The sequence below is a fragment of the Rhizobium sp. BT04 genome (assembly GCF_030053135.1).
Classification (GTDB): domain Bacteria; phylum Pseudomonadota; class Alphaproteobacteria; order Rhizobiales; family Rhizobiaceae; genus Rhizobium; species Rhizobium binxianense.
Window position 1 is genome coordinate 2,929,860 of record NZ_CP125652.1, and the last position, 24,377, is coordinate 2,954,236.

Sequence of the window (24,377 nt, forward strand, 5' to 3'; positions counted from 1 at the left end):
GCAGGGCTTTTTGCCGAGCCGTAGGCGCCCTTATCCATAAGCGCTGACTCAAAGGTGATCGTGACAAGGTCGCTTTCGGCTGGCATTCTGCCCGGCGTCAAGCCAAGCTATGCCGCCTGAAACCGTGCAGCGGTTTTGGGACAACGGCAGGAACAGAACGAAGATTTAGGGCGCGTCGCATGGCTCCGATCGGCCGCGGCGCGCTTCAGCAGACCGGAAGCGGGGTTTCTCATGCGCATGACAACATTCCTTCTGGCCGCGTTAACGACAGCCGGCGTCCTCCACGCGCTGCCGGCAGCGGCCCAGGGCGCCCAATGCGGCAACAATAGCAGCGGTTTCACCGCATGGGTCGCCGACTTCAAGGAGGAAGCGGCGGCAAATGGGGTCAGCCGTTCGGTCCTCGACCGCGCCTTCGCCAACGTCAATTACAACAAACCGACGATCGCCGCCGACCGCGGCCAGAAGAGCTTCAAACTCTCCTTCGACGCTTTCATGCAGAAGCGCGGCGGTGCCACCGTCATCTCCCGCGGCCGTTCGATGAAGGCCGCCAACCAGGCACTTTTTGCCTCGATCGAGCGCCGTTTCGGCGTTCCTGCCGGCCCGCTGATCGCGATCTGGGGCATGGAGACCGGTTTCGGCAGCTATATGGGCAACCAGCATACGCTGTCGGCTGTTTCGACCCTTGCCTATGACTGCCGTCGTTCGGATTATTTCACCGACCAGCTCTATGCCGCGCTCCAGCTCGTCTCCGAGGGTTATCTCAGCCCGCAGGCGAAGGGCGCTGCCCATGGTGAAATCGGCCAGACGCAGTTCCTGCCGCGAAATGTCGTACGTTTCGGCGCCGACGGCGACGGCGACGGCCGCGTCGACATGGTCGGTTCCCGCGCCGATGCCCTGGCCTCGACGGCGAATTTCCTCAAAGGCCACGGCTGGCGCGCCGGCGCCGGTTATCAGCCGGGTGAGCCGAATTTCGTCGCCATCCAGGGCTGGAACGCCGCCAGCGTCTATCAGCAGGCAATCGCCTATATCGGCCAGCAGATCGACGCCGGCAGATAGTGCATGTCGCCTGGGGCGTGCGCAGCGGTTCCGGGATAACGACATGCATAAAACAAAAGGCCTTTAAGCCTTCGTCAGCACCAATACGCGAAAACGCCGCTGCGATATGCGGCGTTTTTCATATGCGGGAATCAAAGCCGCTGCCGGAGGCCGTCTTGCGGCGCTCCTCCTGCGCCGGCACGGTCGGCCCCGAAACGACGCAGTTGCGGCCGGAGGCCTTGGCGGCGTAGAGCGCCAGATCGGCGCGTTTGACCAGATCCTCGAAGTTCCGGTTGGCGGCTTCATTTGCCCGGCCGGCGCATCCGAAACTCGCCGTCACCTTGAGCACATCGCCGCTCGGCAAGGGGATTTCCGCCGCCTCGATCGCCAGCCGCACACGCTCGGCAACGATGGCGGCATCGTCGGGCGTCGAATCCGGCAGAAGCGCCAGGAACTCCTCCCCGCCGTGGCGCACCAGCAGATCGAAGGAACGGAAATTCTCGCGCGCAACGCCTGCGACCTGCCGGAGCACGGCATCGCCGGCATCATGGCCGTTGAGATCGTTGATCTTCTTGAAATGATCGAGGTCGAAGAGCACGACGGAGATCCAGCGCGACCCGTGCTCGGCCTGTGTGAGAAGCGCCGATGCGGCGACCTCGAAGCCGCGCCTGTTGTAAAGGCCGGTCAGAAGGTCTGTCTGAGCGGCATTGCGCAACTCGCCCACCAGCGTCTCGCGATCGCGCGTCAGCCGGTCGATCAGGCGCAGGCCTCTTGACGCCAGCACCATGACCAATGTCGCGAGAATCAGCAGGCCGGCGCACAGCGCCAGGATCCGCGTCAAGTGGAGGTGCGAGCGCGTCGAAAGGCTTTCGCCGGTCTCGTGAATATCGTTTGCGGCCTCGACCATCTTCTTCTGCAGGAAGGTCATGCGTTCGCTCTGCGCGGCGGCCCAGATATCGCGCACTTCACGCGTTGGCCGCGATCCGGCAAGGATGGCATCGGTGATCGCATTCGCCTTCACCTGGTCGCTGCGACCAAGATAGGCAACGATGTCGCCCACGATCGCCGCTGCCGAATGAAAGACCATGTGGTCCATGCCCTCACCGAGCATGACCTTGCCCTGCACGAAAAGCTCCACCGGAAATCTGGTGGAAACGCCGTGATCGAGGTAGCGGGTGCCGACACCGGTAATCAGCCTTTCGCCGTAATAGGTCAGCAGGATGCCCATCAGCTGGTTGGATTTCTCAAGCAGTACCGGATCGCTGATCAGTGGTGAAAGCGCATCGACGACGGCAAGCTGCGTGAGAGCCGCATACCAGTAGATGGAACCGGGATCGCTGCCGGCATAACGGCCCTGGTCGACGGCACTGCGCGCGGCGATGATACGGCTATAGGCAAGGCTGAGAATTGATAATTCGCTGACGAGGCCCTCGTCGAGCGTATCGCGGGAGGGCAGGCTGGCATAAAAAGCGAGGCGCTCGCGATCGAGCGTCACCCGGCTTCGTTGCATGTCGGCGGCAGTCACGCTGGTCGGACGTGCGAGGTAGAGGCGGGTGGCGCCGATTTCACTCAGGATTTCTGTGGCGGCGATCGACCCGCCGCGGGCAAGCACATCGGCGAATTGCCGGTCCTTCTCGAGATCCCTGTACTGCCTGACTGAAGTCCGTATGACGATGACGCCTTCAATGAGCATGAAGACGAAGGGCAGCATAATGGCGGCCAGGATAACCTTTTTGATGGTTTCGAACTTCATCGCCAATCGCCACGGTGATCAAAATGTCGGTCGTGTGCGACCAATTGCCGGCAGCTTAGCAACAATTCTTAAAAAACTGATAAACCAGCCTATCCCTAGATCTCGGGACGAATGAAGTCGCGTGTCTCGGCGTCCATGACCCACAGTTCACCTGTAGAGATGTCGAACCAGGCGCCGTGAAGATGCATTTTTCCTGCGTCCTCAAGCGCCTTGATATCGGGGAAGGTTCTGAGATTGTTGATCGAATTGCGGATGGAGACACGCTCCAGCGCCGTCTGCCGCTCAGCGGCCGTCATCACGTCGTTGCTCTGGATCTGCTCGGCGGCGGGCTTGACCAGCGACATCCAGCGGCCGATGAAATCGCCGGGCGACAACGGCTCGGCATTCGGGTCGAGTGCAGCGCGAATGCCGCCGCAACGGCCATGACCCATCACGACGATATCCGAGACCTTCAACGCCTGCACCGCAAATTCGAGCGCGGCCGAGGTCGAATGAAAATGACCGTCCGGCTCATAAGGCGGCACCATGTTGGCGACGTTGCGGATGACGAAGAGTTCGCCCGGGCCGGCATCGAAGATTAACTCCGGTGCTGCGCGCGAGTCCGAACAGGCAACGACCAGCGTATGGGGACTCTGACCGTTTTCGGCAAGCTGCCGATACCTGTCGCGGGCGTCTGCATAACGCCCGTTCATGAAGTTGCGGTAGCCGTCCAGAAGTGGTGTTGGAAAACGCTGCATGCCTTCTGGATTAGCGCGGGCGGAAGACAAGATCAACTGCTGCACCGCAAAATGCCTGCATCGGCAAATGCGTCATTTTTTCCGCCGCTGCGCCGGGTGCACAAGCCGGCGCATCTGCACCATGGCCATCGGCGTCGAAAGGCTGGATGCATCGCTTGCCAGCATCAACTCGTTGCTGCCGCGCTTGACGGCGCGCGCCAGCACCTCGAAGACGCTGGCCGTGGCAAGTTGCAGCGCCTTTTCGTCCTCCAGACCGGAAAGCAGACGCGACAGGAAGACCGCGGCGAGCAGGTCGCCGAGACCGTTCGGCGGATTTTCGACGACGCGGTGTTCGGCCAGAAGCGCGTGCCGGCCGGAAAGATAGAGATTGCCGGTACCGCCAGCCATCATCGGCACGGCCGAAGTCACGAGCATACGCGACGGCCCGAGCGCCAGCGCCGCCTCCATGATCGCACTGTTGTCTTCGAGGGCTGCGCCCGAAAGCCATGCGAGCTCGTAGCGGTTCGGCGTCGCCAGCGAGGCGAGCGGAATGAGATGATCGCGAATGGCCTCGGCGGTCGCTTCCGGCACGTAGAGGCCGCCGAGATCGCCCATGACGGGATCGCAGACATAGGTGAGCTCGGGATTATTCTGCCTGAGCGCAGCGATCAGCCGGGCGACGGAGCGTGCCTGGGCGGCATTGCCGAAATAACCCGAAAGCACCGCCTTGACTTCGCCGATCCATGGCGCGCGGATCAGATCGTCGATCGCCGCGTCGAAATCGGCTTCCGCAAATGTCAGCCGCGTCGAGCGGCCGTGGCCGGGATGCCAGGGCAGCACCACGGTCGGCAGGGCCCAGACCGGATGACCGAGCGTCTCCAGCGCAAAGACAGCCGCGCGGTTTCCGACCGAACCACGCACCACATGGCTGGAGATGACGATGACTGCGCCCGCTGCATTTTCCGACATGATATCAAGGTCCGAATGATGATGGCGTTTGATGATCTTTTTGACGCCACGCTGTCAACCATTCTTCACGTGAGCATGGAAATGTGCGGCGAAGCGAAAAGTCGGAAGAAGGGCCGTCCCGTTCGTTTTGGCCACGAAAGCGGAAAAATCTCTAACGATTTCCCATTTTCGGCGTCAAAAAGCACCAAAACTATCCTTCAGGCCGCTATTTTAGAGATTTTTTCGAGGAATCTTCTGCTAGCTTGCAGAAAATCAGTCTATTGCGGGAGGCGATCCATGGCTGCCAGAAACAATCCGAAACGGGAAAAGCAGATCGAAGGTGCGCGCAAGATCGCCAAGGCGACCGGCGAGGCCCATCTCGATCCGGAAATCCTTTTCGGTCGGGCCAGCAACGACGATCTCGAACTCTATACGGCTGAGATGCTCGCGCTCTCCGCCGTGCATTCCGCCAAGGAACTCGCCGCCTGGAACGGCAAGGCGCCGCGCGTCAGCATCAACACCATTGCCGACGTCACGCCTGACGGCATCGCCGTCTCGGTGCTTTCGGTCACCGATCGGAACATGCCCTTCCTCTATGAATCGGTCATGGGGGAGGTGACGAGCACCCACCGCGACCTGTTCATGGCCGTGCATCCCATCCTGGTGATCGAAAAAGGCAAGCCGCCCGCGCTTTATTCCGCCGATCACCCGAGCGATCCGGCCGCGCGCGTCAGCCACATCCAGCTCCATATCGCCCCGCTCAATTCCGCCCAGGCCGCCGATCTCGTCAAGCGTATCGAAGCCGTGCTGGAACAGGTCCGCCTGTCGGTCTCCGACTGGAAGCCGATGCTCTCCAAGCTCGATGGAGTGATCGCCGAGCTTTCGGCCAACGGCGCCGGCCGCAGGAAGGCCGAACACGCCGAGGCGATCGCCTTCCTGACCTGGCTGCGCGACGAGAATTTCACCTTCCTCGGCATGCGCGAATATGTCTATTCAGGCAAGGGTTCCGACGCCAAGGTCGAGCGCGACAAAGGCGCCGGCCTCGGCATCCTCTCCAACCCCGATGTTCTCGTGCTGCGCACCGGCAAGGACGCCGTGACCACGACACCGGAGATCCTCGCCTTCCTCGACGGGCCTGATTTCCTGATCGTCACCAAGGCGAACGTGAAATCGATCGTCCATCGTCGCGCCTATATGGATTATGTCGGCGTCAAGCGTTTCGACGCTGAGGGCAATGTCACCGGCGAGCTGCGCATCGTCGGCCTTTTCACCTCGACGGCCTATACTTCGCTCGCCGCAGAAATCCCGCTGCTTCGCTCCAAGATCGAGAAGGTGAAGGAGCATTTCGGCTTCGATCCGATGAGCCATTCCGGCCGCATGCTCGACAACACGCTGGAATCCTATCCGCGCGACGACCTATTCCAGATCGATACGGCGCTGCTTGCGAGCTTTGCCGAACAGATCAACGATCTGGCCGACCGGCCGCGCGTACGCGCCCTGCCGCGAATCGACCATTTCGACCGCTTCGTCTCGGTGATCGTCTACGTGCCGCGTGAGGAATATGATTCGATCGTGCGCGAGCGCATCGGTGCCTATCTGAAGACCGTCTATGACGGCCGCGTCTCCGCCTATTACCCGGCTTTCCCGGAAGGCGGCGTGGCGCGCGTGCATTTCATCATCGGCCGCTCCGGCGGCAAGACGCCACGCATTCCGCAGGCAAAGCTCGAGCAGGTGATCCGCGAAATCACCGCCCGCTGGGACGATCGTTTCGAGGCTCTCGCCGGCGCCAAGGCGCCGAAGATATCGGTCGACCAGGCCTTCCAGGATTCCTTCACTCCGGAGGAAACCGTGGCCGACCTCGCCGATATCGGCGCCTGCGCCGCCGGCGAGCCGCTCCGCATCCAGTTCTATCATCGCCAGGAAGAACAAGGCCGTACCCTCTCGCTGAAGATCTTCCACGCCGGCGGCCAGCTGGCGCTGTCGCGCCGCGTACCGCTTCTTGAGAATCTCGGCTTCAATGTCGTCAGCGAACGCACCTTCGACATCGGGGTTCCGGCCGCTGACGGAGAAATGAAACTCGTCGTGCTGCACGATATGGAGCTCGAGACCCGCAACGGCGGCGAAATCGATCTGCAGCGCTACGGCGCCGCCCTGGAAGAAGCCTTTGTCGCCGCCTTCGCCGGCACGATCGACAATGACAGCTTCAACCGGCTGATCCTTTCGGCCGGGCTCTCGGCGCGCGAGACGAATGTGCTGCGCGCTTATGCCCGCTATCTCCGCCAGGCCGGCATCGCTTATTCGCAGGATTATATCGCAACGACGCTCGACAAATATCCCGATGTCGCCGCCGCCATTTTCCAGCTGTTCCATAACACGCTTGACACCAGGCTTTCGGAGAAGGCCCGCGTCAAGAAGCTTGCCGAACTGCACCAGGCGATCGAAGCCGAGCTTGCCGACGTGCCGAGCCTTGACGACGACCGTATCCTGCGCCGCTACGTCAATATCGTCGATGCGACGCTGCGCACCAATTATTTCCAGAAGAACCCGGACGGCTCGCCGAAGCCGATGCTGGCCTTCAAGCTCGATCCGCACCTGGTAGACGGGTTGCCGGAGCCGAAACCCTTCCGCGAAATGTTCGTTTACGGCGTCGAAGTCGAAGGCGTGCACCTGCGCTTCGGCAAGGTGGCGCGCGGCGGCCTGCGCTGGTCGGATCGCGCCGAGGATTACCGCACCGAGGTGCTCGGCCTGGTCAAGGCCCAGCAGGTGAAGAACGCGGTCATCGTGCCGGTCGGCGCCAAGGGCGGATTCTATCCGAAGAAGCTTCCCGTCGGCGGCAGCCGCGACGAGATCTTCAATGCCGGCCGCGAGGCCTACAAGACCTATATCCGCACGCTGCTGTCGATCACCGACAATATATCGGGCGCCGATATCGTGCCGCCGAAGGATACGGTCAGGCTCGACGGCGACGACCCCTATTTCGTCGTCGCTGCCGACAAGGGCACAGCAACCTTTTCCGACACCGCCAATGCGCTGGCGCAGGAAGCCGGCTTCTGGCTGGACGACGCCTTCGCCTCCGGCGGCTCGGCCGGTTACGACCACAAGAAGATGGGCATCACCGCTCGTGGCGCCTGGGAAACCGTGAAACGGCATTTCCGCGAAATGGACATCGATATCCAGACGACGCCCTTCACCGTCGCCGGCGTCGGCGACATGTCGGGCGACGTCTTCGGCAACGGCATGCTGCTCTCTCCGAAGATCAGGCTCATCGCCGCCTTCGATCACCGCGACATCATCATCGATCCCGATCCGGACATGGAAAAGACGCTTGCCGAACGCCAGCGGCTCTTCGACCTGCCGCGTTCGAGCTGGCAGGACTTCGACAAGAGCGTGCTTTCGAAAGGGGCGATGATCATTTCCCGCGCGGCGAAGTCGGTCACGCTGACGCCGGAAGCGGTTGCCGCGATCGGTATCGACAAGGCAGTGGCGACACCCTTCGAGATCATGACGGCGATCCTGAAGAGCCCGATCGACCTGCTCTGGTTCGGCGGCATCGGCACCTATGTGAAGGCGCCCTCCGAAACCGACACCGAAGTCGGCGACCGCGCCAACGATCCGATCCGCATCACCGCGACTGATGTGCGCGCCAAGGTGATCGGCGAGGGCGCAAACCTCGGCGTCACCCAGAAGGGCCGCATTGCATACGGCCTCAAGGGCGGGCGCTGCAACTCCGACGCCATCGACAACTCGGCCGGCGTCAACACCTCGGACGTCGAGGTCAACATTAAGATCGCGCTGGCCGCCGCCATGCATGACGGACGCCTGACGCGTGCAAAACGCGACCAGCTTCTTTCCTCGATGACCGACGAAGTCGCGACCCTGGTGCTGCGCAACAACTACCTGCAGTCGCTGGCGATCTCGCTGACGGAGCGCAAAGGCACTGCAAACGGCCTGGAACTTGCGCGTTTCATGACGGTTCTCGAAGGCGCCAAGCAGCTGAATCGCAAGGTCGAGACGCTGCCGGACGACCAGACTCTCGCCGAACGTTATGCCGCCGGTAAGCCGCTGACCCGGCCGGAAATCGGCGTGTTGGTGTCCTATGCCAAGATCGTGCTCTTCGATGCGCTGGCCGCCAGCGATCTGCCGGACGATCCCTATTTCACTTCGACGCTTTCGAATTATTTCCCCGTCAAGATGCAGAAGTCGAACGCCGGCGATATCGCCGGCCATCGGCTGAAGCGCGAAATCATCGCGACGGTGCTCGCCAACGAGGCGATCAACCGCGGCGGACCGAGCTTCACCGTCGCCATGATGGACGCAACGGCGGCTTCCGCACCGGAAGTCGTGCGTGCGGCGATCGTTGCCCGCGACGGTTTCGACCTGACCCGGCTCTGGGCTGAAACGGATGCTCTCGACGGCAAGATATCGGGTGAGATGCAGAATCGCATCTACGAGGAAATCAGCCACAGTTTTATCGTGCTGACGCGCCTGTTGCTGAAAACGGGCATGACCAAGGCTGATATGGCAGAAGTGATTAGCCGGCTGCAGGCGGCTCTGAAGAAGCTGAAAACCGCCTTCGCCGGACAGGTGGCCAGCGAGGTCGCCGTGCGCCAGGCGGAGTACAGCCAGGCGGGCCTGCCCGAAAAACTCGCGGCCGAGATCGCCGGCCTCCCGATCTTCGCACTGGTGCCGGAGATCATGCAGATCGCCGAGCGCACCGGCGAACCCCTGGTGCGCGCCGCCGAGAACTACATCGCCGTGTCGCAGACTTTTCGTATTGCGCGGCTGCTGGCGGCGGGCGGCCGGATCCTCACCTCAGACCACTACGAGAATCTGGCGCTTGCCCGCAGCATTGACCAAATCGCCAGCGCAAGGCGCGACATCGTCATCTCGGCGCTGTCCGAGCACGGCAAGGAAAAGCTTCCCGTTCAGGCCTGGCATGCGCAGGATCGCATCCGCATCAACCGTATCCTCGAGGAGCTTTCAAGCCTCAGCGACGGCGGCGATCCCAACCTTGCGCGTATTACCGTTGCTGCAGGTATCCTGACCGATCTTGCGCGCGACCGGGCGAGGTGAGACAGTCCGCGGAAAAGGAGCGGATGTTGAATCGCATTGACTGGACAGGAACGCAGCCGCCGAAGGCCACGGAGAAGGGCATCTGGGGGTGGATGTTCTTCGATTGGGCAGCGCAGCCCTTCTTTACCGTGGTCACCACCTTCATCTTCGGGCCCTATTTCGTTTCCCGCCTGACCGATGACCCGGTGTCCGCGCAGGCGACGTGGAGCAACATGGCGACGATCTCCTCGGTGATCATCGCCCTGCTGTCACCCGTTCTCGGCTCGATTGCCGACCAGTCCGGCGCCCGCAAACCCTGGATCGGTTTCTTCGCGATCATCAAGATCGCCAGCCTTTTCGGCTTGTGGTTCGCCGCGCCCGGTTCGCCTGTACTCTATCCCGTTATTTTCATGATCCTCGCCTCGATCTCGGCCGAGTTTTCGATCGTCTTCAACGATTCGATGATGCCGCGCCTGGTCGCCAAACACGAGGTCGGCAAGCTCTCCAACACCGCCTGGGGGCTCGGTTATCTCGGCGGCATAATCGTGCTCATTGCCGTCGTGACGCTTTTGGCGGCGAGCCCTGAGACCGGCAAGACCATCCTCGGCCTCGATCCGCTTTTCGGTCTCGATCCGAAGACCGGCCAGGATGCCCGCATCACCGGGCCGATCTCGGCCGTCTGGTATCTGATTTTCATCCTGCCGATGTTTTTCTTCACGCCGGATGTCGGCAGAGGTCTGCCCTTCATCACCGCCGTCCGCTCCGGCCTGCGGGAACTCAAAAACACGCTTGCCGAACTGAAGGAACGCCGCGGCATCCTGAGATTTCTCATCGCCCGGATGATCTATCAGGATGGCGTCAACGGCCTGCTGATCCTTGGCGGCGTCTTCGCGGCCGGCATGTTCGGCTGGGCGACGATCGAGATCGGCATCTACGGCATCATCTTGAACGTCGTCGCAATCTTCGGCTGCCTGATCGCCGGCCGCATCGACAAGGGCGTCGGTTCGAAGGTGACCGTCGTCATCAGCCTCACCATGCTGCTTCTCGCCACGATCGGCATCATCTCGACGGGGCCGGGTTACACCCTGTTCGGACTGATACCGCTGCCGACGGCGGATTCCGGCGGCCTCTTCGGCACCGCAGCGGAGAAGGCCTATATTCTCTATGGTCTGCTGATCGGGTTCGCTTTCGGGCCGGTGCAGGCCTCGTCGCGCTCCTATCTCGCCCGCAGCGTCAGCCCGGAGGAAGCCGGCCGCTATTTCGGCATCTATGCGCTTTCGGGGCGCGCCACGAGTTTCATGGCGACGCTGCTCTTCTCGCTGATGACCTATATCAGCGGATCGCCGCGGCTCGGAATGGCGACGCTGATCCTGTTCCTTGCCGGCGGGCTGGTGCTGTTGATCCGCACGCCCTATCCGGCCAATCGGGCATAACAACCGGCCCCTCGAGGCCGGTCGGCCATACCCTCAGTGGCGGAAATGACGCATGCCGGTGAACACCATCGCGATGCCGTGTTCGTTGGCGGCATCGATGACTTCCTGGTCGCGCATCGAGCCGCCCGGCTGGATGACCGCCGTCGCCCCTGCCGCGATCATCGACAGAAGACCGTCGGCAAAAGGCAGGAAGGCTTCGGAGGCGACTGCCGAGCCATGCGTCATCGGCACGGCAAGGCCGAGCGCCTTGGCCGCCTCTTCAGCCTTCAGCGCGGCGATGCGGGCGGAATCGACCCGGCTCATCTGGCCGGCGCCGATACCGGCCGTCTGGCCGTCCTTGGCATAGACCACGGCATTCGATTTCACATGTTTGCCGACCTTGAAGGCGAACTTCATATCATCAAGCTCCTGCGCCGTCGGCGCGCGCTTGGTGACGACCTTCAGTTCCAGATCCTCGACCATCCCATTGTCGCGGCTCTGGACCAGCAGGCCGCCGGAAACGGTTTTCGCTGTCAAACCTGCAACACGCGGATCGGGCAGGCCGCCGGCTGACAGCAGCCGCAGGTTCGGCTTGCGGGCGACGATCGCCTTCGCTTCGTCGGTCACATCGGGCGCGATGATCACTTCGGTGAAAAGCTTGACGATTTCCTCGGCCGTTTCGGCATCGAGCGTCCGGTTGAGCGCGATGATGCCGCCAAAGGCGGAAACGGAATCGCAGGCGAGCGCGCGGCGATAGGCCTCGACCAGGCTCGCTCCGGTGGCGACGCCGCAGGGGTTGGCATGCTTGATGATCGCGCAGGCCGGCGCCTTCTCAGGCAGGAACTCGGCGACGAGTTCGTAGGCGGCGTCCGTGTCGTTGATGTTGTTGTAGGAGAGCTGCTTGCCCTGGAGAAGAGCGGCTGTCGAAACACCCGGACGCTTCTCGCCGGTCACGTAGAAGGCGGCCTTCTGATGCGGGTTTTCGCCGTAACGCATCTCTTCCTTCAGCGCGCCGCCGATGACTCGGTGGCGCGGCGTGTCGATCGACAGCGCCTCGGCGAACCAGTTGGAGATCATTGCATCATAGGCGGCGGTGCGAGCATAGGCCTTGGCGGCCATACGCTGACGGAAGGCATAGGCAGTCTTGCCGCCATCTGCGGAAAGCTGCTCCAGCAGCTCGGCATAATCGGCCGGATCGGTCAGGGTCGTCACATAGGCATGGTTCTTGGCCGATGCGCGGATCATCGCCGGACCGCCGATGTCGATATTTTCGACGGTAGTGGGATAATCGCCGCCGGCGGCGCGCACTTCTTCGAAGGGGTAAAGATTGATGACAGCGAGGTCGATGCCCTCGATGCCGTGTGTTTTCATCGCATCCTGGTGTTCGTCGTCGTCACGGATCGCCAGCAGGCCGCCATGCACCATTGGGTGCAACGTCTTGACGCGCCCGTCCATGATCTCGGGAAAGCCGGTGATTTCGGAGACATCGGTGACGGCAAGGCCGGCCGCGGCAATCGCCTTGTAGGTGCCGCCGGTCGACAGCAGCCGCACACCTCTGGCCGACAAAGCCTGGGCGAGCTCAACGATCCCGGTCTTGTCGAAGACGGAGAGGAGCGCGGTCTTGATTTCGACCTTGTCGGGGGCGGGGATCTTCTTGGAAATGACGGCCATGAAACCTTCTCCGTTCGGGCTTCGGGAGACATCCGCGAGGGACGTTCGCATGCTGGCGTCGCGTTAGCACAGCTTTGCCGCCGCGCAAACAGGCGTCAGCAAAGGATCTAACCTTTGCGGGATAGGAACCAGCGGATTTCCGTCTTCTCGGCAAGATCGAAGTCGATCTCGATCTGATCCGAGCCGCAAATGCCGGAGCTGTCGGCAAAGAAGATATCCTCGGCGATCAGCACTTCATTACCGGGTGCCGAGAACAGCCAGCTTTCGCCATCCGGCGCCGTCAGCAGCACGGATTCACTGTCGCTCTGATGCAGGACGATCGCGGGATGGATATGAAAGCGGGCGACAGCCTTCAGAGGTTCATCATGCTCATAGCCTTCCCGGACGACGAGCCGGTCGCGGCCTGTCACGATCGAGCCTGCGGCATTGAGTGTCAGTTCACGCTCGTGCAGCACCCCGAACGCCCTGATATAACCGTCATGACTGAGCTTGATGCCGTCGCGCCCATCCTCCGTTTCGGCCCGTTCGACGGTGACTGTCTTGACCGGTTCGGTGATCGCGTGATTGAGGAACGGCGAAGGCGAAAAACGGCTGGACGAGGTGTCGTTGAGGATGACGGTCGAATGCGCCGCCGTCGTGCGCGCCATCTGGACATAACGGTTCCCGGCAAATTTCGGCGAGCCGGAATTGACGATGAAGCGGTGGCGGCCGGACGACATCTCGAAGGAGAGGCTGCCGGCATGCACGGTCCGCAGTGCGCCGCCCGAAGGCGGCGTGCCGGCATCGGCAATGATCACCGTTTTTCCACCGGAAAGCCGCTGATAGCGCGAATGCGGCAAAGCCTTGAACGGCTGACCGGCGGTTTCGTCATAACGCAGCACGGAGATCAGCTCGTTTGCCAGCGTCGAGGTCGCCCCGTTGAACAGCGCCAGATCCCCGTCCTGGTGGCGAAAGAATCGCAATGCCGGATATATGCGGTCGATGCCGGAGATCAGTTTCTGCGGCAGGTCATGGCCGAGATTGACATAGGTTTGCCTGAGCGGCAGCAGATCGAGCAGCAATTCCAGGCCGACTCGCGGATTGCGCGAGATGTGGCCGCCATCCGGCAGAATCTGGCTATCGAATTCGCGGTCGAGCGCCTGCGCAGCCCGTCTGAGGGTGGAGGCGCGCGTCGGCATGGCGACCGAGGCCATGGCGAGCGCGATGCGCAGCCGAAACAGCTCCAGGCCGCCAAGGGTATAGGGCGCCATGCGGTGCAGGAACCTCACCTGGAACGCCAGCGACTTCATGAAGCGGCGATAGAAGCTGCGGTCGGCATTCTGCAGGACGACGGGCGAATGCGACAACCAGGCAATGACACGCTGGGCGGTGACGTCGATCTCCCAGGCAATCCCCTCCATGCGGCCGGCATGCATGGAAAGCCAGCTGTCGACGATCGCACGGGCGGCGGCCGAACTGCGCTCCGTCTTGTTCGCCCGCATGTGCCGCAGCCAGCCGAAGCTGTGAAGGCGGGTGGCGAAGGGGCGCGAAGGCAGGGTGAAGGTGAAGGGCGACTTTCCACCCGTTTCCAGCATGCGTCCGGCCAACAGAAACCGCCCGTTGAGAATTTCGTCGGCCACATGCGTATCGATGCTGCGCAGATCGGTCGGCGCGACGATCAGACGCTCGGGGACCTTAATCGAATGGCGAGAGAGCTTCAGGCGCAGCAACGCGACGCGGCGCAAGGCGCGCCGCCAAGCCTCCCGAACATACATGCTCGCAAAACGCCGACCGGACTGCATATTCTATTGTCTATTGACCCTCGTGGTTAAGAATAGGTGAAAAGTGGCCGATTTCATCGCCCGCAATGAATTAATTCGTGACAAGGTTCGAATATACGCAAATTAATGCGCTTCCCCGGAGATCACGCCGCGATTTTAGAAGAACAACATGCATGACACGAGGCCTGTGAAGCGCCTCGTGGGCTCACAGATTCGCCGCGAGTGCTGAAGTCTGCAGTCAGGCCACGCGCCGCAGCACGGCGGCATAGAAGCCGTCGAGGCCGGAGGCAATGCCATCGGCCGTCTTCAACATGGTGGGAAGCGTGCGGAATTCGCCGAGCGGCGTGATCGCCACTTCGAGGCCGGGCCAGTCGCCGGCGCCGATCGGAACGCGCTCGACGGTATGAGTATCGGCGAGGACACGGGCGACCACCTCTTCGCCTTCGGCGGGATCGAGCGAGCAATTCGAAAAAACCAGCGTTCCATCAGGCTTCAGCAATGTCAGCGCATGGCGCAGCAACCGTTCCTGCAGTGCCGCCAGCCGGGCGATATCCTCAGCGCCCTTGGTCCACAGCACGTCGGGATGCCGGCGTGTCGTGCCGGTGGAAGAGCAGGGGGCATCGAGCAGGATCGCATCGAAACGCTCTGCCGGCGCGAATGTCGTCAGATCTGCTGCAATTGTCTCGGCTTTCAGGCCGAGCCGATCGAGATTGGAACGCAGCCGTCTTAGCCGGCTTTCCGACTGGTCGAGCGCGGTGACTACACCGCCGGCAAGGATGAGCTGCGCCGTCTTGCCGCCGGGGGCGGCGCACAGATCGGCGGTGCGTTTGCCCGAGAGGTCGCCGAAAAGCTTCGCCGGGATGCTGGCTGCCGCATCCTGCACCCACCATGCGCCCTCGTCGAAGCCTTCGAGCGAAGGGATGCCGCCGTCGAAGGCAGCAAGCCGAACGCCGCCCGTCGGCAGGGCAACGCCGTTCAGCCGCTTCGCCCAGCCTTCGGGGTCGGACTTGACGGTAAGATCGATCGCCGCCGGCTCAAGCTGGGATTCGGAAATCGCCAGCGCCGCGTCCCGGCCATAGGCCTTTTCCAGCCTGGCGATGAACCAGGCCGGCATCGGCGCGACCTTGCCGATCTCGTCGAGCACCTGCTGCTTCTCGCGGCCGAGCCGGCGAAGAATGGCATTGACCAGCTTGGCGAAACGCCGATTGCGCGGATCCTGATTGGCCTGCTCGACGGCAAGATCGACGGCCGAATGATCGGGCACGTCGAGATAGAGGATCTGCGCCGCACCGATTGCGAGCACATGGTGCAGCGCCCGTGCCCCTTCCGGCAGCGGCGATTCCAGCAGCGCTGTAATCGCGGCATCGATACGCGGCAGATGGCGCAGCGTCGTGTTCAGGATCGCGCGGACCAGCGCCCGGTCGCTTTCGCCGAGCGCTCGGTAGGCGGGGTTGCCGTGTTCATGGTCGAGAGCGCCATCGAGCGGCAGTTTGCGATCGACGACGGCAGCAAGAATTTTTGCCGCCGCGGCGCGCGCCTGCATGCCGGGTTTTGCCGGCGCGGATCGCTCGGTCGAGGGCTTGTGTTTGCGGAATGGTTTCTTCGTGCCGTCTGAATTCAAGACCATGGACCTTTTGGCGGTTGTGAACCACCGCGACCAAGGCCCGTATCCGGAACAGAGCGCGATTTGCGCGACGGATTAGCAGCCCGAACCGGCGGCGTCGAGACGTTCATGCCGCCCTGCGCCATGTCCTGCAGCGCCGCGATGCGGTTTTCCGTGTCCGGATGGGTGGAAAACAGATTGTCCATGCGCTCGCCGGAGAGCGGGTTGATGATGAACATATGCGCCGTCGCCGGGTTGCGCTCGGCATCCTCGTTCGGCACGTGGGCGGCACCGCGGGCGATCTTGCCGAGTGCCGAAGCGAGCCACAGCGGATTGCCGCAGATTTCGGCGCCACGGCGGTCGGCCGAATATTCGCGCGTCCGGCTGATCGCCATCTGCACCAGCATGGCGGCCAGCGGCGCCACGATCATCGCGACGAGGACTCCGACGAAGCCGAGCGGGTTGTTATTGTTTTCACGGTTGCCGCCGAAGAAGAAAGCGAAGTTGCCGAGCATCGAGATCGCGCCGGCAAGGGTTGCCGTGATCGTCATCGTCAGCGTGTCGCGGTTCTGGATGTGGGCGAGCTCATGCGCCATCACGCCTGCGACTTCCTCGGGAGACAGGGCACTGAGCAGGCCGGTCGAGGCGGCGACGGCAGCATTGTCGGGATTGCGGCCAGTGGCAAAGGCATTCGGCTGCGGGCTGTCGTAGAGATAGACCTTCGGCATCGGCAGGCCGGCGTTGCGGGCGAGATCGCGGACGATCGCAAAGAATTCCGGCGCGTTACGCTCATCGACCTCCTGGGCGCGATAGGCCGAAAGCACCATGCGGTCGGAATTCCAGTAGGAGAAGAAATTCATCCCGGCGGCAATGACGAAGGCGATCATCATGCCGGCCCGACCGCCGATCAGAAAGCCGACAAACATGAAAAGCGCCGTCATGAAGGCAAGCAACATGGCAGTGCGAACGAGGTTCATTGTGAATCTCCATCTCCAATTTCGCCGTCACAAGCTTTCAATCGCGGCATCGGCGCATTATGATTTGGTTATTCACCAGCCATTTTCAATATTTCCGGCAGGAGAAGCCCATGCAGGAAGCCGATAACGACAATAGCGAAACCCCGACGGCCGAGGGATCGGAGCCGCTGCGCAAGGGACTGTCTCCGGCTGCGCAGCGCGCCCTTGCCGAAGCCGAGGAGCGGCGCAAGAACCAGAAGCCGCTGGAGCTGCCGCCGGAGACCGGCGGCCGCGGTGGAGCCGAGCCCGCGCGCTTCGGCGATTACGAGATCAATGGCCGGGCAATCGATTTCTAAGTGGATCGAAAACAGGCCTCCGGCTTCGTCCGGGTATGACAAGACCGCCAGCCATATACAATGTGTGAAAGTGAGCCGCTCCGGGAACAAAACGGAGCGGCTTCTGTATCAGGCCGTCGTCTTGTTCTGCCGATTGGCGATCAGATCGTCGACCACCGCCGGATCGGCAAGCGTCGAGGTGTCGCCGAGCGCGCCGAAATCGTCCTCGGCGATCTTGCGCAGGATGCGGCGCATGATCTTGCCGGATCGGGTCTTCGGCAGGCCGGGTGCAAACTGGATCTTGTCGGGGGCGGCGATCGGGCCGATTTCGGCACGCACATGTTTCACCAGTTCCTGGCGAAGCGTGTCCGATCCGTCATGACCGGCCATCAGCGTCACGTAGCAATAGATGCCCTGGCCCTTGATCGCATGCGGATAACCGACAACCGCGGCTTCCGAAACCAAATTGTGCGAGACCAGCGCCGATTCCACCTCCGCCGTACCGAGCCGGTGGCCGGAAACGTTGAGCACGTCGTCGACACGGCCGGTGATCCAGTAATAGCCGTCCGCATCGCGCCGGCAGCCGTCGCCGGTGAAATACTTGCCCTTGTAGGTGGAGAAATAGGTCTGGATGAAGCGCTCGTGATCGCCGTAGACCGTGCGCATCTGGCCCGGCCAGCTGTCGGCAATGCAGAGATTGCCGTCGGCAGGGCCTTCCAGCACCTTGCCCTCATTGTCGACCAGTTGCGGTTTGACGCCGAAGAACGGCACCGTCGCCGAGCCGGGTTTCAGATCGGTGGCGCCCGGCAGCGGCGTGATCATGTGGCCGCCGGTTTCCGTCTGCCACCAGGTATCGATGACGGGGCAGCGCTTGTCGCCGACGACATTGTAATACCATTCCCAGGCTTCCGGGTTGATCGGCTCGCCGACGGTGCCGAGCAGGCGCAGCGAGGAGCGCGAGGAGCGGGTGACGAAGTCGTCGCCGGCACCCATCAGCGAGCGGATCGCCGTCGGCGCCGTATAAAAGATGTTGACCTTGTGTTTGTCGATGACTTCCCAGAAACGGCCCTGGTCGGGGAAATTCGGCACGCCCTCGAACATCAGCGTCGTCGCGCAGTTCGCCAGCGGCCCATAGACGATATAGGAGTGGCCGGTGACCCAGCCGACATCGGCCGTGCACCAATAGATATCGCCGTCATGATAGTCGAACACATATTCATGCGTCATCGCCGCATAGACGAGATAACCGCCCGTCGTGTGCAGCACGCCCTTCGGCTTGCCGGTCGAGCCCGACGTATAAAGAATGAAGAGCGGATCTTCCGCCTTCATCTTCACCGGCGGGCATTCCGCCTTCACGGTGGCGATTTCCTGGTGATGCCAGAGATCGCGGCCGGGCGCCCAGCCGGTCTTGCCACCGGTGCGGCGAACGACCAAAACCTTCTCCACGATCACGTGCTGGCGTGCCGCGATGTGGATCGCGGTATCGGTGTTGTCCTTCAGCGGCACCGGCTTGCCGCCGCGCACGCCTTCGTCACAGGTGATGACGAAGGTGGATTCACAGTCGACGATGCGCCCCGCCAGGGCCTCCGGCGAGAAGCCACCGAAGACGATCGAATGCACCGCGCCGATGCGGGCGCAGGCAAGCATCGCATAGGCCGCTTCCGGGATCATCGGCATGTAGATGGTAACACGATCGCCCTTCTTGACGCCGTGTTTCTTCAACACATTCGCCATCCGGCAGACGTGCTCGTAGAGCTCATTATAGGTGATCTTCTTGTCGATATAGGGATTGTCGCCTTCCCAGATGATCGCCACCTGGTCGCCGTTGGTTTTCAGATGACGGTCGATGCAATTGTAAGAGACGTTGGTCTGACCGTCCTCGAACCATTTGATCGAGACCTTGCCGGTAAAGGAGGTGTTCTTGACCTTGGTATAGGGCTTGAACCAGTCGATCCGCTTACCGTGTTTACCCCAGAACTTGTCCGGGTTCTCGACGCTTTCCTCGTACCATTTCAGGTACTTATCCTTATCGATCAGGGCGCGCGCCTTCACCGGTTTCGTGACCGGATAGATCTTCTCCGACATGCAACTCCTCCTCATGGGACATGCGACGGGCCACCGGCAAAACGGGCCCGGACTTGAAATCACGGCAATTCATAGCAGTTCGCATCGCCACGGCAATTAGACGAAGGTCATTTCATTTCGGAAGAATTGCAATTCTGCGACAGTGCGGTTATATAGCGGCATATTTCCCGGACATTGTGGTGACAATCCACGGACCGCGACCGGCGCGGACGATAGAAGGACTATATCCATGGCTCAAACACTGCTCATGCCGAAGGCGACAGCCATCTGGCTCGTCGACAACACGGCACTGTCTTTCGATCAGATCGCGCAGTTCTGCAAACTGCATCCGCTCGAAGTCAAGGCGATCGCCGACGGCGAAGCGGCGCAGGGCATCAAGGGCCTCGACCCGATCTCGACAGGCCAGCTTTCCCGCGACGAGATTGCCCGCGCCGAAGCCAATCCGAACCACAAGCTGAAGCTTTCCGAACCGAAGGTGCGCGTACCGGAATCCAAGCGCCGCGGCCCGCGTTATACGCCGGTTTCCAAGCGTCAGGACCGCCCGAACGCCATTCTCTGGCTCGTCCGCAACCACCCTGAGCTGAAGGACGCGCAGATTTCCCGCCTCGTCGGCACCACGAAATCGACCATCGAGCAGATCCGCGAGCGCACCCACTGGAACTCCGCCAACCTGGCGCCGATGGATCCGGTAACGCTTGGCCTTTGCAGCCAGATCGATCTCGACATGGAAGTGGAAAAGGCTGCCAAGGGCCGTCCGCTGCCGACCGCCGCCGAGCTTGGCGCGACGCTGCAATCGGCTCAGGAAACCGAGCGCCTGACCCCGAGCTACGAGCGCGAGGAGGAAAAGGAAAAGGAAATCGACGCCGACGCCGTCTTCCGCAAGCTGAGCTCGCTGCGCTCCGCGCCGAAGGACGAGGACGACGATCAGTACTGAGATATTGAGTATCTCACGAAAAACCCCGCCGGTATGAGCTGACCGGCGGGGTTTTTTGTTGCGGATTGGCTGTTTCAGAGCATGTCGCGCAAAAGTGTGCAGCGGTTTTGCGATAACGACATGCGTCAAACCAAGACTTCAAGCGCGGGGAGCGAATCTGAAAGATCGCGACGCGCTTTAGCTGCGGAACAGGGTCAGGATGTTCTGCGCCGAACTATTGGCGATCGAGAGCGACTGGACGGCAAGCTGCTGCTGCGTCTGCAACGCCGAGAGCTTGCTTGATTCCTCTTCCATATCGGCGTCGATCAGGCGGCCGACGCCGGAGTCGATCGAATCGCGAAGACCGCTGACGAAATTTTCCTGCAGCTGGATGCGGGTCGAGATCGAGCCGAGGGCCGAGCCGGCGGCGGTCATGGCGCCGAGAACCAGTTCGACACCCGTCAAGGCTCCATCGAGCTGGCCCTGGGTGAAACCGGTAATGTCAAGATCATAGATCGACGCCATGACGATCACGGTGCCGCCATAGGTTCCGTTGAAGGCCGTGCCGATGATGCCGCTTGACGTCTCGATCGCACCGGTACTCGTCATGCCGAAGAGCACGTTTCCAAGCGTTCCTGCATCGAGCACGTAGTCCGTCATCTTGACCGAGACGGCATTGCTGCCATCGCGGGCGAAGGAGGAAACGACGCTCTTCGTACCGGAAGCGCCGGCGACCCAGTTTTCACCGGAGAAAGACGCCGACTGGGCGATGCTGAGCAGCTGCTCCTGCAGCTGGTCGAGCTCCTGCTGGATCTTCGTCTTGTCGACGCCTTTTTCGGTGGCGGCGACGATCTTGGCCTTGATGTCGCTGACGATATCGAGCGCGCTTGACATGGCCGAATAGGCAGTATCGACCTTGGCCGCGCCAAGCCCGAGCGCGTCGGAAACGGCCGAAAGAGCCTTGTTGTCCGAACGCATGGTGGTGGCGATCGACCAGTAGGCGGCGTTGTCGGACGCCTTTTCCACCCGATAGCCCGAGGAAACGCGACCCTGAGTGTCCTTGAGGCTATCATTTACGCCGCCCAAAGTCTGCAGCGCTGCCATGGCAGCGTTGTTGGTAAGGATGCTTGTCATGATCCGTTCCACACTCTTGGAGAAAGGGCATTCCGGACTCCAGCGCCGTGCGTCTTCAGACGCGCAAAGGGCGCTGTAGCACTTCAACTGCCGCATAATTTTCCTTAGATCGATCCCGATTTAAGGAATTATGCAGTAGGCCGGTAACGGCGAGCGCGTCATGCAAAGCCTGCTATGCAAGCCATCGCCGTTAACAAATGCTTGCATTGATATAGTTAACAATTCCTCAATTAGCCTTAGCGAAAGTTTAATTTCACATCGGCAGGGAGCCCAGACCGCGCCGGCGCAGCGCCTCGGCGATTTCCTCCAAAATCGTTGGATCATCGATGGTTGCGGGCATTTTCCAGGGCATGCCGTCGGCGATCTTCTGCATCGTGCCGCGCAGGATTTTGCCGGAGCGTGTCTTCGGCAACCGGTTAACGATGATGGCCGTCTTGAAGGCGGCGACAGGCCCGATCGATTCGCGAATCATCGTCACGACCTCTGATTCGATTGCTGTCGTGTCACGCGATACATTCCGCTTCAGCACCAGGAAACCGCACGGCGCCTGGCCCTTCAGCGCATCGATCACACCGATGACCGCGCATTCGGCGACGTCGGGATGGCGGGCGCAGACCTCCTCCATCGCCCCGGTCGAGAGGCGATGACCGGCGCAATTGATGATGTCATCGGTACGCGACATGATGAAGAGATAACCGTCCTCGTCGACATAGCCGGCGTCGGCCGTCTTGTAGTAACCCGGAAACTCGTCGAGATAGGCCGATCGGAAACGGTCGTCGGCGTTCCAGAGGGTCGGCAGGCAGCCGGGCGGCAAGGGCAATTTCACGACGATATTGCCGAGCGTTCCCGCCTCGATCGGATGGCCGGCATCGTCGAGCACCCCGATCTCATAGCCTGGCATCGGCAGCGCCGGCGAACCATGCTTGACGGGAAGGGCGCCGAGGCCGAGCGGATTGGCGGCGATCGGCCAGCCGGTCTCCGTCTGCCACCAGTGATCGATGACGGGTATGGCGAGCATGCGCTCCGCCCATTTCAGCGTCTCCGGGTCCGCCCTCTCGCCGGCGAGAAACAGCCCCCGCAAATCCGGCATCGGATACTGACGCATCAGTTCCCCGTCGCCATCGTCCCGGCGGATGGCGCGGAATGCCGTCGGCGCCGTGAAGAGCACCCGCACATGATGCTCCGAAACGACCCGCCAGAAGGCGCCGGCATCCGGTGTGCCCACCGGTTTTCCTTCGAAGATCACGGTGGTTACGCCTGAAATCAGCGGGGCATAGACGATATAGGAATGTCCGACGACCCAGCCGATATCCGAAGCCGTCCAGAAAACCTCGCCCGGCTTCAAACCGTAGATATTGCGCATCGACCAGTTGAGCGCGACCAAATGGCCGCCATTGTCGCGCACGACTCCCTTCGGCTGGCCCGTGGTGCCGGAGGTATAGAGGATGTAGAGCGGATCGGTCGCCTTGACGGAGACGCAGGTGACCTCGGCGCCGCGATGCCGCGCCACCGCGGCCTCGAAATCCTCATCGCGTCCGTCAATGAGATCTGCCGGAAGCTCCGGCCGCTGCAACACAAGACAGCGCCCCGGCTTCGAACGCGCGATCTCGATCGCCTGGTCGACCAGAGGCTTGTAGGCGACGATGCGGCCGGGCTCGAGCCCGCAGCTTGCGGTGATCACCAGCTTCGCACTGCAATCGTCGATGCGGGCGGCAAGCTCGCTCGCGGCAAAGCCTCCGAAGACGACGGAGTGAACCGCACCGATGCGGGCGCAGGCGAGCATCGAAAACACCGCCTGCGGGACCATCGGCATATAGAGGATCACGCGATCACCTCTGCCGATGCCGAGGTTGACCAGTGTCGCGGCGATGGCCTTTACCTCGTCAAGCACCTCGCCATAGCTGAAACGGCGTTTGTCACCGGTCATCGCGCTGTCGAAAATAACAGCTGTCTCGCCGCCGCGTCCGGCGATGACATGCCGGTCCAGACAATTGTGGCAGGTGTTGGTTTCCGCCCCTTCGAACCAGCGGCCATAGACCCCGGCATCCGGCGAAAAAACCCGCTCCGGCGGTTTGAACCAGTCGATCTCGGCGGCTGCTTCGCGCCAGAAGGCTTCGGGATCGCGTTTCCAGGCCGCGTAGACCTGATGATAGCCGTTCTGCATCTGCTCCTCCCCAGGATATGCAAGTGTTAATCTAGGCAGAGGGGAAGGGAACAGGAAGCCCGACCAAAGCAGCGTATTAGCGTGCGCCGAAAATAGCCGATCCGACCCGCACGCTGGTGGCGCCAAAGGCGATCGCCGTCTCGTAATCGCCCGACATGCCCATCGAAAGTTTTTCGACGCCGCATTTGAGCGCGAGCCTGGCCAGCAGGGCGAAATGCGGCCCGGGATTTTCCTCCGCCGGCGGAATGCACATCAAACCTTCGATAGAAAGGCCAAGCTCGTCGCGGCAGAGAGAGACGAAGGCTGGCGTGTCGTCAGGAGCGATGCCGGCCTTCTGCGGCTCGAGCCCGGTATTGACCTGGATGTAGAGCCGCGTCTTTTTGCCTTGCCGCTTCATCTCCTCAGCAAGCGCGCGGGCGATCTTTTCCCGGTCCACCGTCTCGATGACATCGAAAAGCGCTACCGCGTCGGCCGCCTTGTTCGATTGCAGCGGTCCGATCAGATGCAATTCGATATCCTGCTGCTCGGCTTTCAGCGCCGGCCACTTGCCCTGGCTCTCCTGCACCCGGTTCTCCCCGAAAAGGCGCTGGCCGGCTTCGATGGCTGGACGGATCGCTTCCGCCTCGAAGGTTTTCGACACCGCGACGAGCCGAACGGAACCGGCTGGACGACCCGCCTGGCGTTCCCCGGCGGCAATCCGCGTCCGCACGTCGTTCAAGCGCTGTTGAAGTTCCATCGTTCTGCCTCGACATTTCCGCATGAGAGTGATGGCAATGAACTAGCCAGCCATTCTGTGCTTGCCAAGACCCGCTACCGCGAAATCGCCCGGCCAGGATCAAG

Annotated in this window: 16 protein-coding genes; 5 read left to right on the forward strand and 11 right to left on the reverse strand. The window is 61.9% G+C overall.

The window, feature by feature from the left end:
- The first annotated feature begins 231 nt into the window (after nt 1–231).
- Nucleotides 232–1,056: a lytic transglycosylase domain-containing protein gene (locus tag QMO82_RS22680; RefSeq protein ID WP_183608450.1), complete on the forward strand. Its 825-nt coding sequence runs from the start codon at nt 232–234 to the stop codon at nt 1,054–1,056.
- Between the two features lie 118 nt (nt 1,057–1,174).
- On the opposite strand, the gene QMO82_RS22685 is transcribed toward QMO82_RS22680, so the two are convergent.
- The 3 genes from QMO82_RS22685 to pdxY all read right to left on the reverse strand — a co-directional run bounded on the left by QMO82_RS22685 (nt 1,175) and on the right by pdxY (nt 4,473).
- Nucleotides 1,175–2,788 carry a GGDEF domain-containing protein gene (locus QMO82_RS22685; RefSeq protein ID WP_183608449.1) on the reverse strand — a complete coding sequence of 538 codons (1,614 nt, stop codon included), beginning with the start codon at nt 2,786–2,788 and terminating at the stop codon, nt 1,175–1,177.
- 95 nt (nt 2,789–2,883) lie between these two features.
- Entirely contained in the window at nt 2,884–3,525 is a 642-nt protein-coding gene (locus tag QMO82_RS22690) for a carbonic anhydrase (protein ID WP_097618088.1), read from the reverse strand.
- 72 nt (nt 3,526–3,597) lie between these two features.
- Nucleotides 3,598–4,473 carry a pyridoxal kinase PdxY gene (gene pdxY, locus QMO82_RS22695; protein WP_183608448.1) on the reverse strand — a complete coding sequence of 292 codons (876 nt, stop codon included), beginning with the start codon at nt 4,471–4,473 and terminating at the stop codon, nt 3,598–3,600.
- Between the two features lie 276 nt (nt 4,474–4,749).
- On the opposite strand from pdxY, the gene QMO82_RS22700 reads away from it, so the two are divergent.
- Both QMO82_RS22700 and QMO82_RS22705 read left to right on the forward strand, forming a co-directional pair.
- Nucleotides 4,750–9,525, forward strand: coding sequence for an NAD-glutamate dehydrogenase (locus QMO82_RS22700; protein WP_183608447.1), 4,776 nt, complete (start codon nt 4,750–4,752; stop codon nt 9,523–9,525).
- Between the two features lie 23 nt (nt 9,526–9,548).
- Nucleotides 9,549–10,937, forward strand: coding sequence for an MFS transporter (locus QMO82_RS22705; protein WP_183608446.1), 1,389 nt, complete (start codon nt 9,549–9,551; stop codon nt 10,935–10,937).
- A gap of 33 nt (nt 10,938–10,970) precedes the next feature.
- Here QMO82_RS22705 and purH read toward each other — a convergent pair whose 3' ends face one another.
- The 4 genes from purH to htpX all read right to left on the reverse strand — a co-directional run bounded on the left by purH (nt 10,971) and on the right by htpX (nt 16,927).
- Complete coding sequence (gene purH / locus QMO82_RS22710; RefSeq protein WP_183608445.1) at nt 10,971–12,587, reverse strand: bifunctional phosphoribosylaminoimidazolecarboxamide formyltransferase/IMP cyclohydrolase; 1,617 nt, start codon at nt 12,585–12,587, stop codon at nt 10,971–10,973.
- Between the two features lie 107 nt (nt 12,588–12,694).
- Nucleotides 12,695–14,368 (reverse strand): heparinase II/III family protein, encoded by a 1,674-nt coding sequence (locus tag QMO82_RS22715; RefSeq protein WP_183608444.1) that lies wholly within the window; start codon nt 14,366–14,368, stop codon nt 12,695–12,697.
- A gap of 217 nt (nt 14,369–14,585) precedes the next feature.
- A complete protein-coding gene (locus QMO82_RS22720) occupies nt 14,586–15,974 on the reverse strand; it encodes an RsmB/NOP family class I SAM-dependent RNA methyltransferase (RefSeq protein WP_183608443.1) in 1,389 nt (462 codons plus the stop codon).
- On the reverse strand, nt 15,965–16,927 hold the full coding sequence (gene htpX, locus QMO82_RS22725; RefSeq protein WP_183608442.1) for a zinc metalloprotease HtpX: 963 nt from the start codon (nt 16,925–16,927) through the stop codon (nt 15,965–15,967). Before htpX ends, QMO82_RS22720 begins: the two co-directional genes overlap by 10 nt.
- 110 nt (nt 16,928–17,037) lie before the next feature.
- Between htpX and QMO82_RS22730 the strand changes: the two genes are divergently transcribed.
- Nucleotides 17,038–17,262, forward strand: coding sequence for a DUF1674 domain-containing protein (locus tag QMO82_RS22730; protein ID WP_183608441.1), 225 nt, complete (start codon nt 17,038–17,040; stop codon nt 17,260–17,262).
- A gap of 108 nt (nt 17,263–17,370) precedes the next feature.
- On the opposite strand, the gene acs is transcribed toward QMO82_RS22730, so the two are convergent.
- Nucleotides 17,371–19,326 (reverse strand): acetate--CoA ligase, encoded by a 1,956-nt coding sequence (gene acs, locus QMO82_RS22735; protein WP_183608440.1) that lies wholly within the window; start codon nt 19,324–19,326, stop codon nt 17,371–17,373.
- Between the two features lie 229 nt (nt 19,327–19,555).
- Between acs and QMO82_RS22740 the strand changes: the two genes are divergently transcribed.
- Nucleotides 19,556–20,260, forward strand: a complete 705-nt coding sequence (locus QMO82_RS22740) for a DUF1013 domain-containing protein (RefSeq protein WP_183608439.1) — start codon at nt 19,556–19,558, stop codon at nt 20,258–20,260.
- Between the two features lie 177 nt (nt 20,261–20,437).
- On the opposite strand, the gene QMO82_RS22745 is transcribed toward QMO82_RS22740, so the two are convergent.
- The 3 genes from QMO82_RS22745 to QMO82_RS22755 all read right to left on the reverse strand — a co-directional run bounded on the left by QMO82_RS22745 (nt 20,438) and on the right by QMO82_RS22755 (nt 24,273).
- On the reverse strand, nt 20,438–21,373 hold the full coding sequence (locus tag QMO82_RS22745; protein WP_183608438.1) for a flagellin: 936 nt from the start codon (nt 21,371–21,373) through the stop codon (nt 20,438–20,440).
- A gap of 253 nt (nt 21,374–21,626) precedes the next feature.
- Entirely contained in the window at nt 21,627–23,537 is a 1,911-nt protein-coding gene (locus QMO82_RS22750; RefSeq protein WP_183608437.1) for a propionyl-CoA synthetase, read from the reverse strand.
- A 76-nt stretch (nt 23,538–23,613) separates the two neighbouring features.
- Nucleotides 23,614–24,273 (reverse strand): YggS family pyridoxal phosphate-dependent enzyme, encoded by a 660-nt coding sequence (locus tag QMO82_RS22755; RefSeq protein ID WP_183608436.1) that lies wholly within the window; start codon nt 24,271–24,273, stop codon nt 23,614–23,616.
- Nucleotides 24,274–24,377: the final 104 nt, after the last annotated feature.

Coding starts and splice junctions, on each gene's coding strand:
- QMO82_RS22680 (WP_183608450.1), top strand. CDS start 232: ATGCGCATGACAACATTCCTTCTGGCCGCGTTAACGACAGCCGGCGTC.
- QMO82_RS22685 (WP_183608449.1), bottom strand. CDS start 2,788: ATGAAGTTCGAAACCATCAAAAAGGTTATCCTGGCCGCCATTATGCTG.
- QMO82_RS22690 (WP_097618088.1), bottom strand. CDS start 3,525: ATGCAGCGTTTTCCAACACCACTTCTGGACGGCTACCGCAACTTCATG.
- pdxY (WP_183608448.1), bottom strand. CDS start 4,473: ATGTCGGAAAATGCAGCGGGCGCAGTCATCGTCATCTCCAGCCATGTG.
- QMO82_RS22700 (WP_183608447.1), top strand. CDS start 4,750: ATGGCTGCCAGAAACAATCCGAAACGGGAAAAGCAGATCGAAGGTGCG.
- QMO82_RS22705 (WP_183608446.1), top strand. CDS start 9,549: ATGTTGAATCGCATTGACTGGACAGGAACGCAGCCGCCGAAGGCCACG.
- purH (WP_183608445.1), bottom strand. CDS start 12,587: ATGGCCGTCATTTCCAAGAAGATCCCCGCCCCCGACAAGGTCGAAATC.
- QMO82_RS22715 (WP_183608444.1), bottom strand. CDS start 14,368: ATGCAGTCCGGTCGGCGTTTTGCGAGCATGTATGTTCGGGAGGCTTGG.
- QMO82_RS22720 (WP_183608443.1), bottom strand. CDS start 15,974: ATGGTCTTGAATTCAGACGGCACGAAGAAACCATTCCGCAAACACAAG.
- htpX (WP_183608442.1), bottom strand. CDS start 16,927: ATGAACCTCGTTCGCACTGCCATGTTGCTTGCCTTCATGACGGCGCTT.
- QMO82_RS22730 (WP_183608441.1), top strand. CDS start 17,038: ATGCAGGAAGCCGATAACGACAATAGCGAAACCCCGACGGCCGAGGGA.
- acs (WP_183608440.1), bottom strand. CDS start 19,326: ATGTCGGAGAAGATCTATCCGGTCACGAAACCGGTGAAGGCGCGCGCC.
- QMO82_RS22740 (WP_183608439.1), top strand. CDS start 19,556: ATGGCTCAAACACTGCTCATGCCGAAGGCGACAGCCATCTGGCTCGTC.
- QMO82_RS22745 (WP_183608438.1), bottom strand. CDS start 21,373: ATGACAAGCATCCTTACCAACAACGCTGCCATGGCAGCGCTGCAGACT.
- QMO82_RS22750 (WP_183608437.1), bottom strand. CDS start 23,537: ATGCAGAACGGCTATCATCAGGTCTACGCGGCCTGGAAACGCGATCCC.
- QMO82_RS22755 (WP_183608436.1), bottom strand. CDS start 24,273: ATGGAACTTCAACAGCGCTTGAACGACGTGCGGACGCGGATTGCCGCC.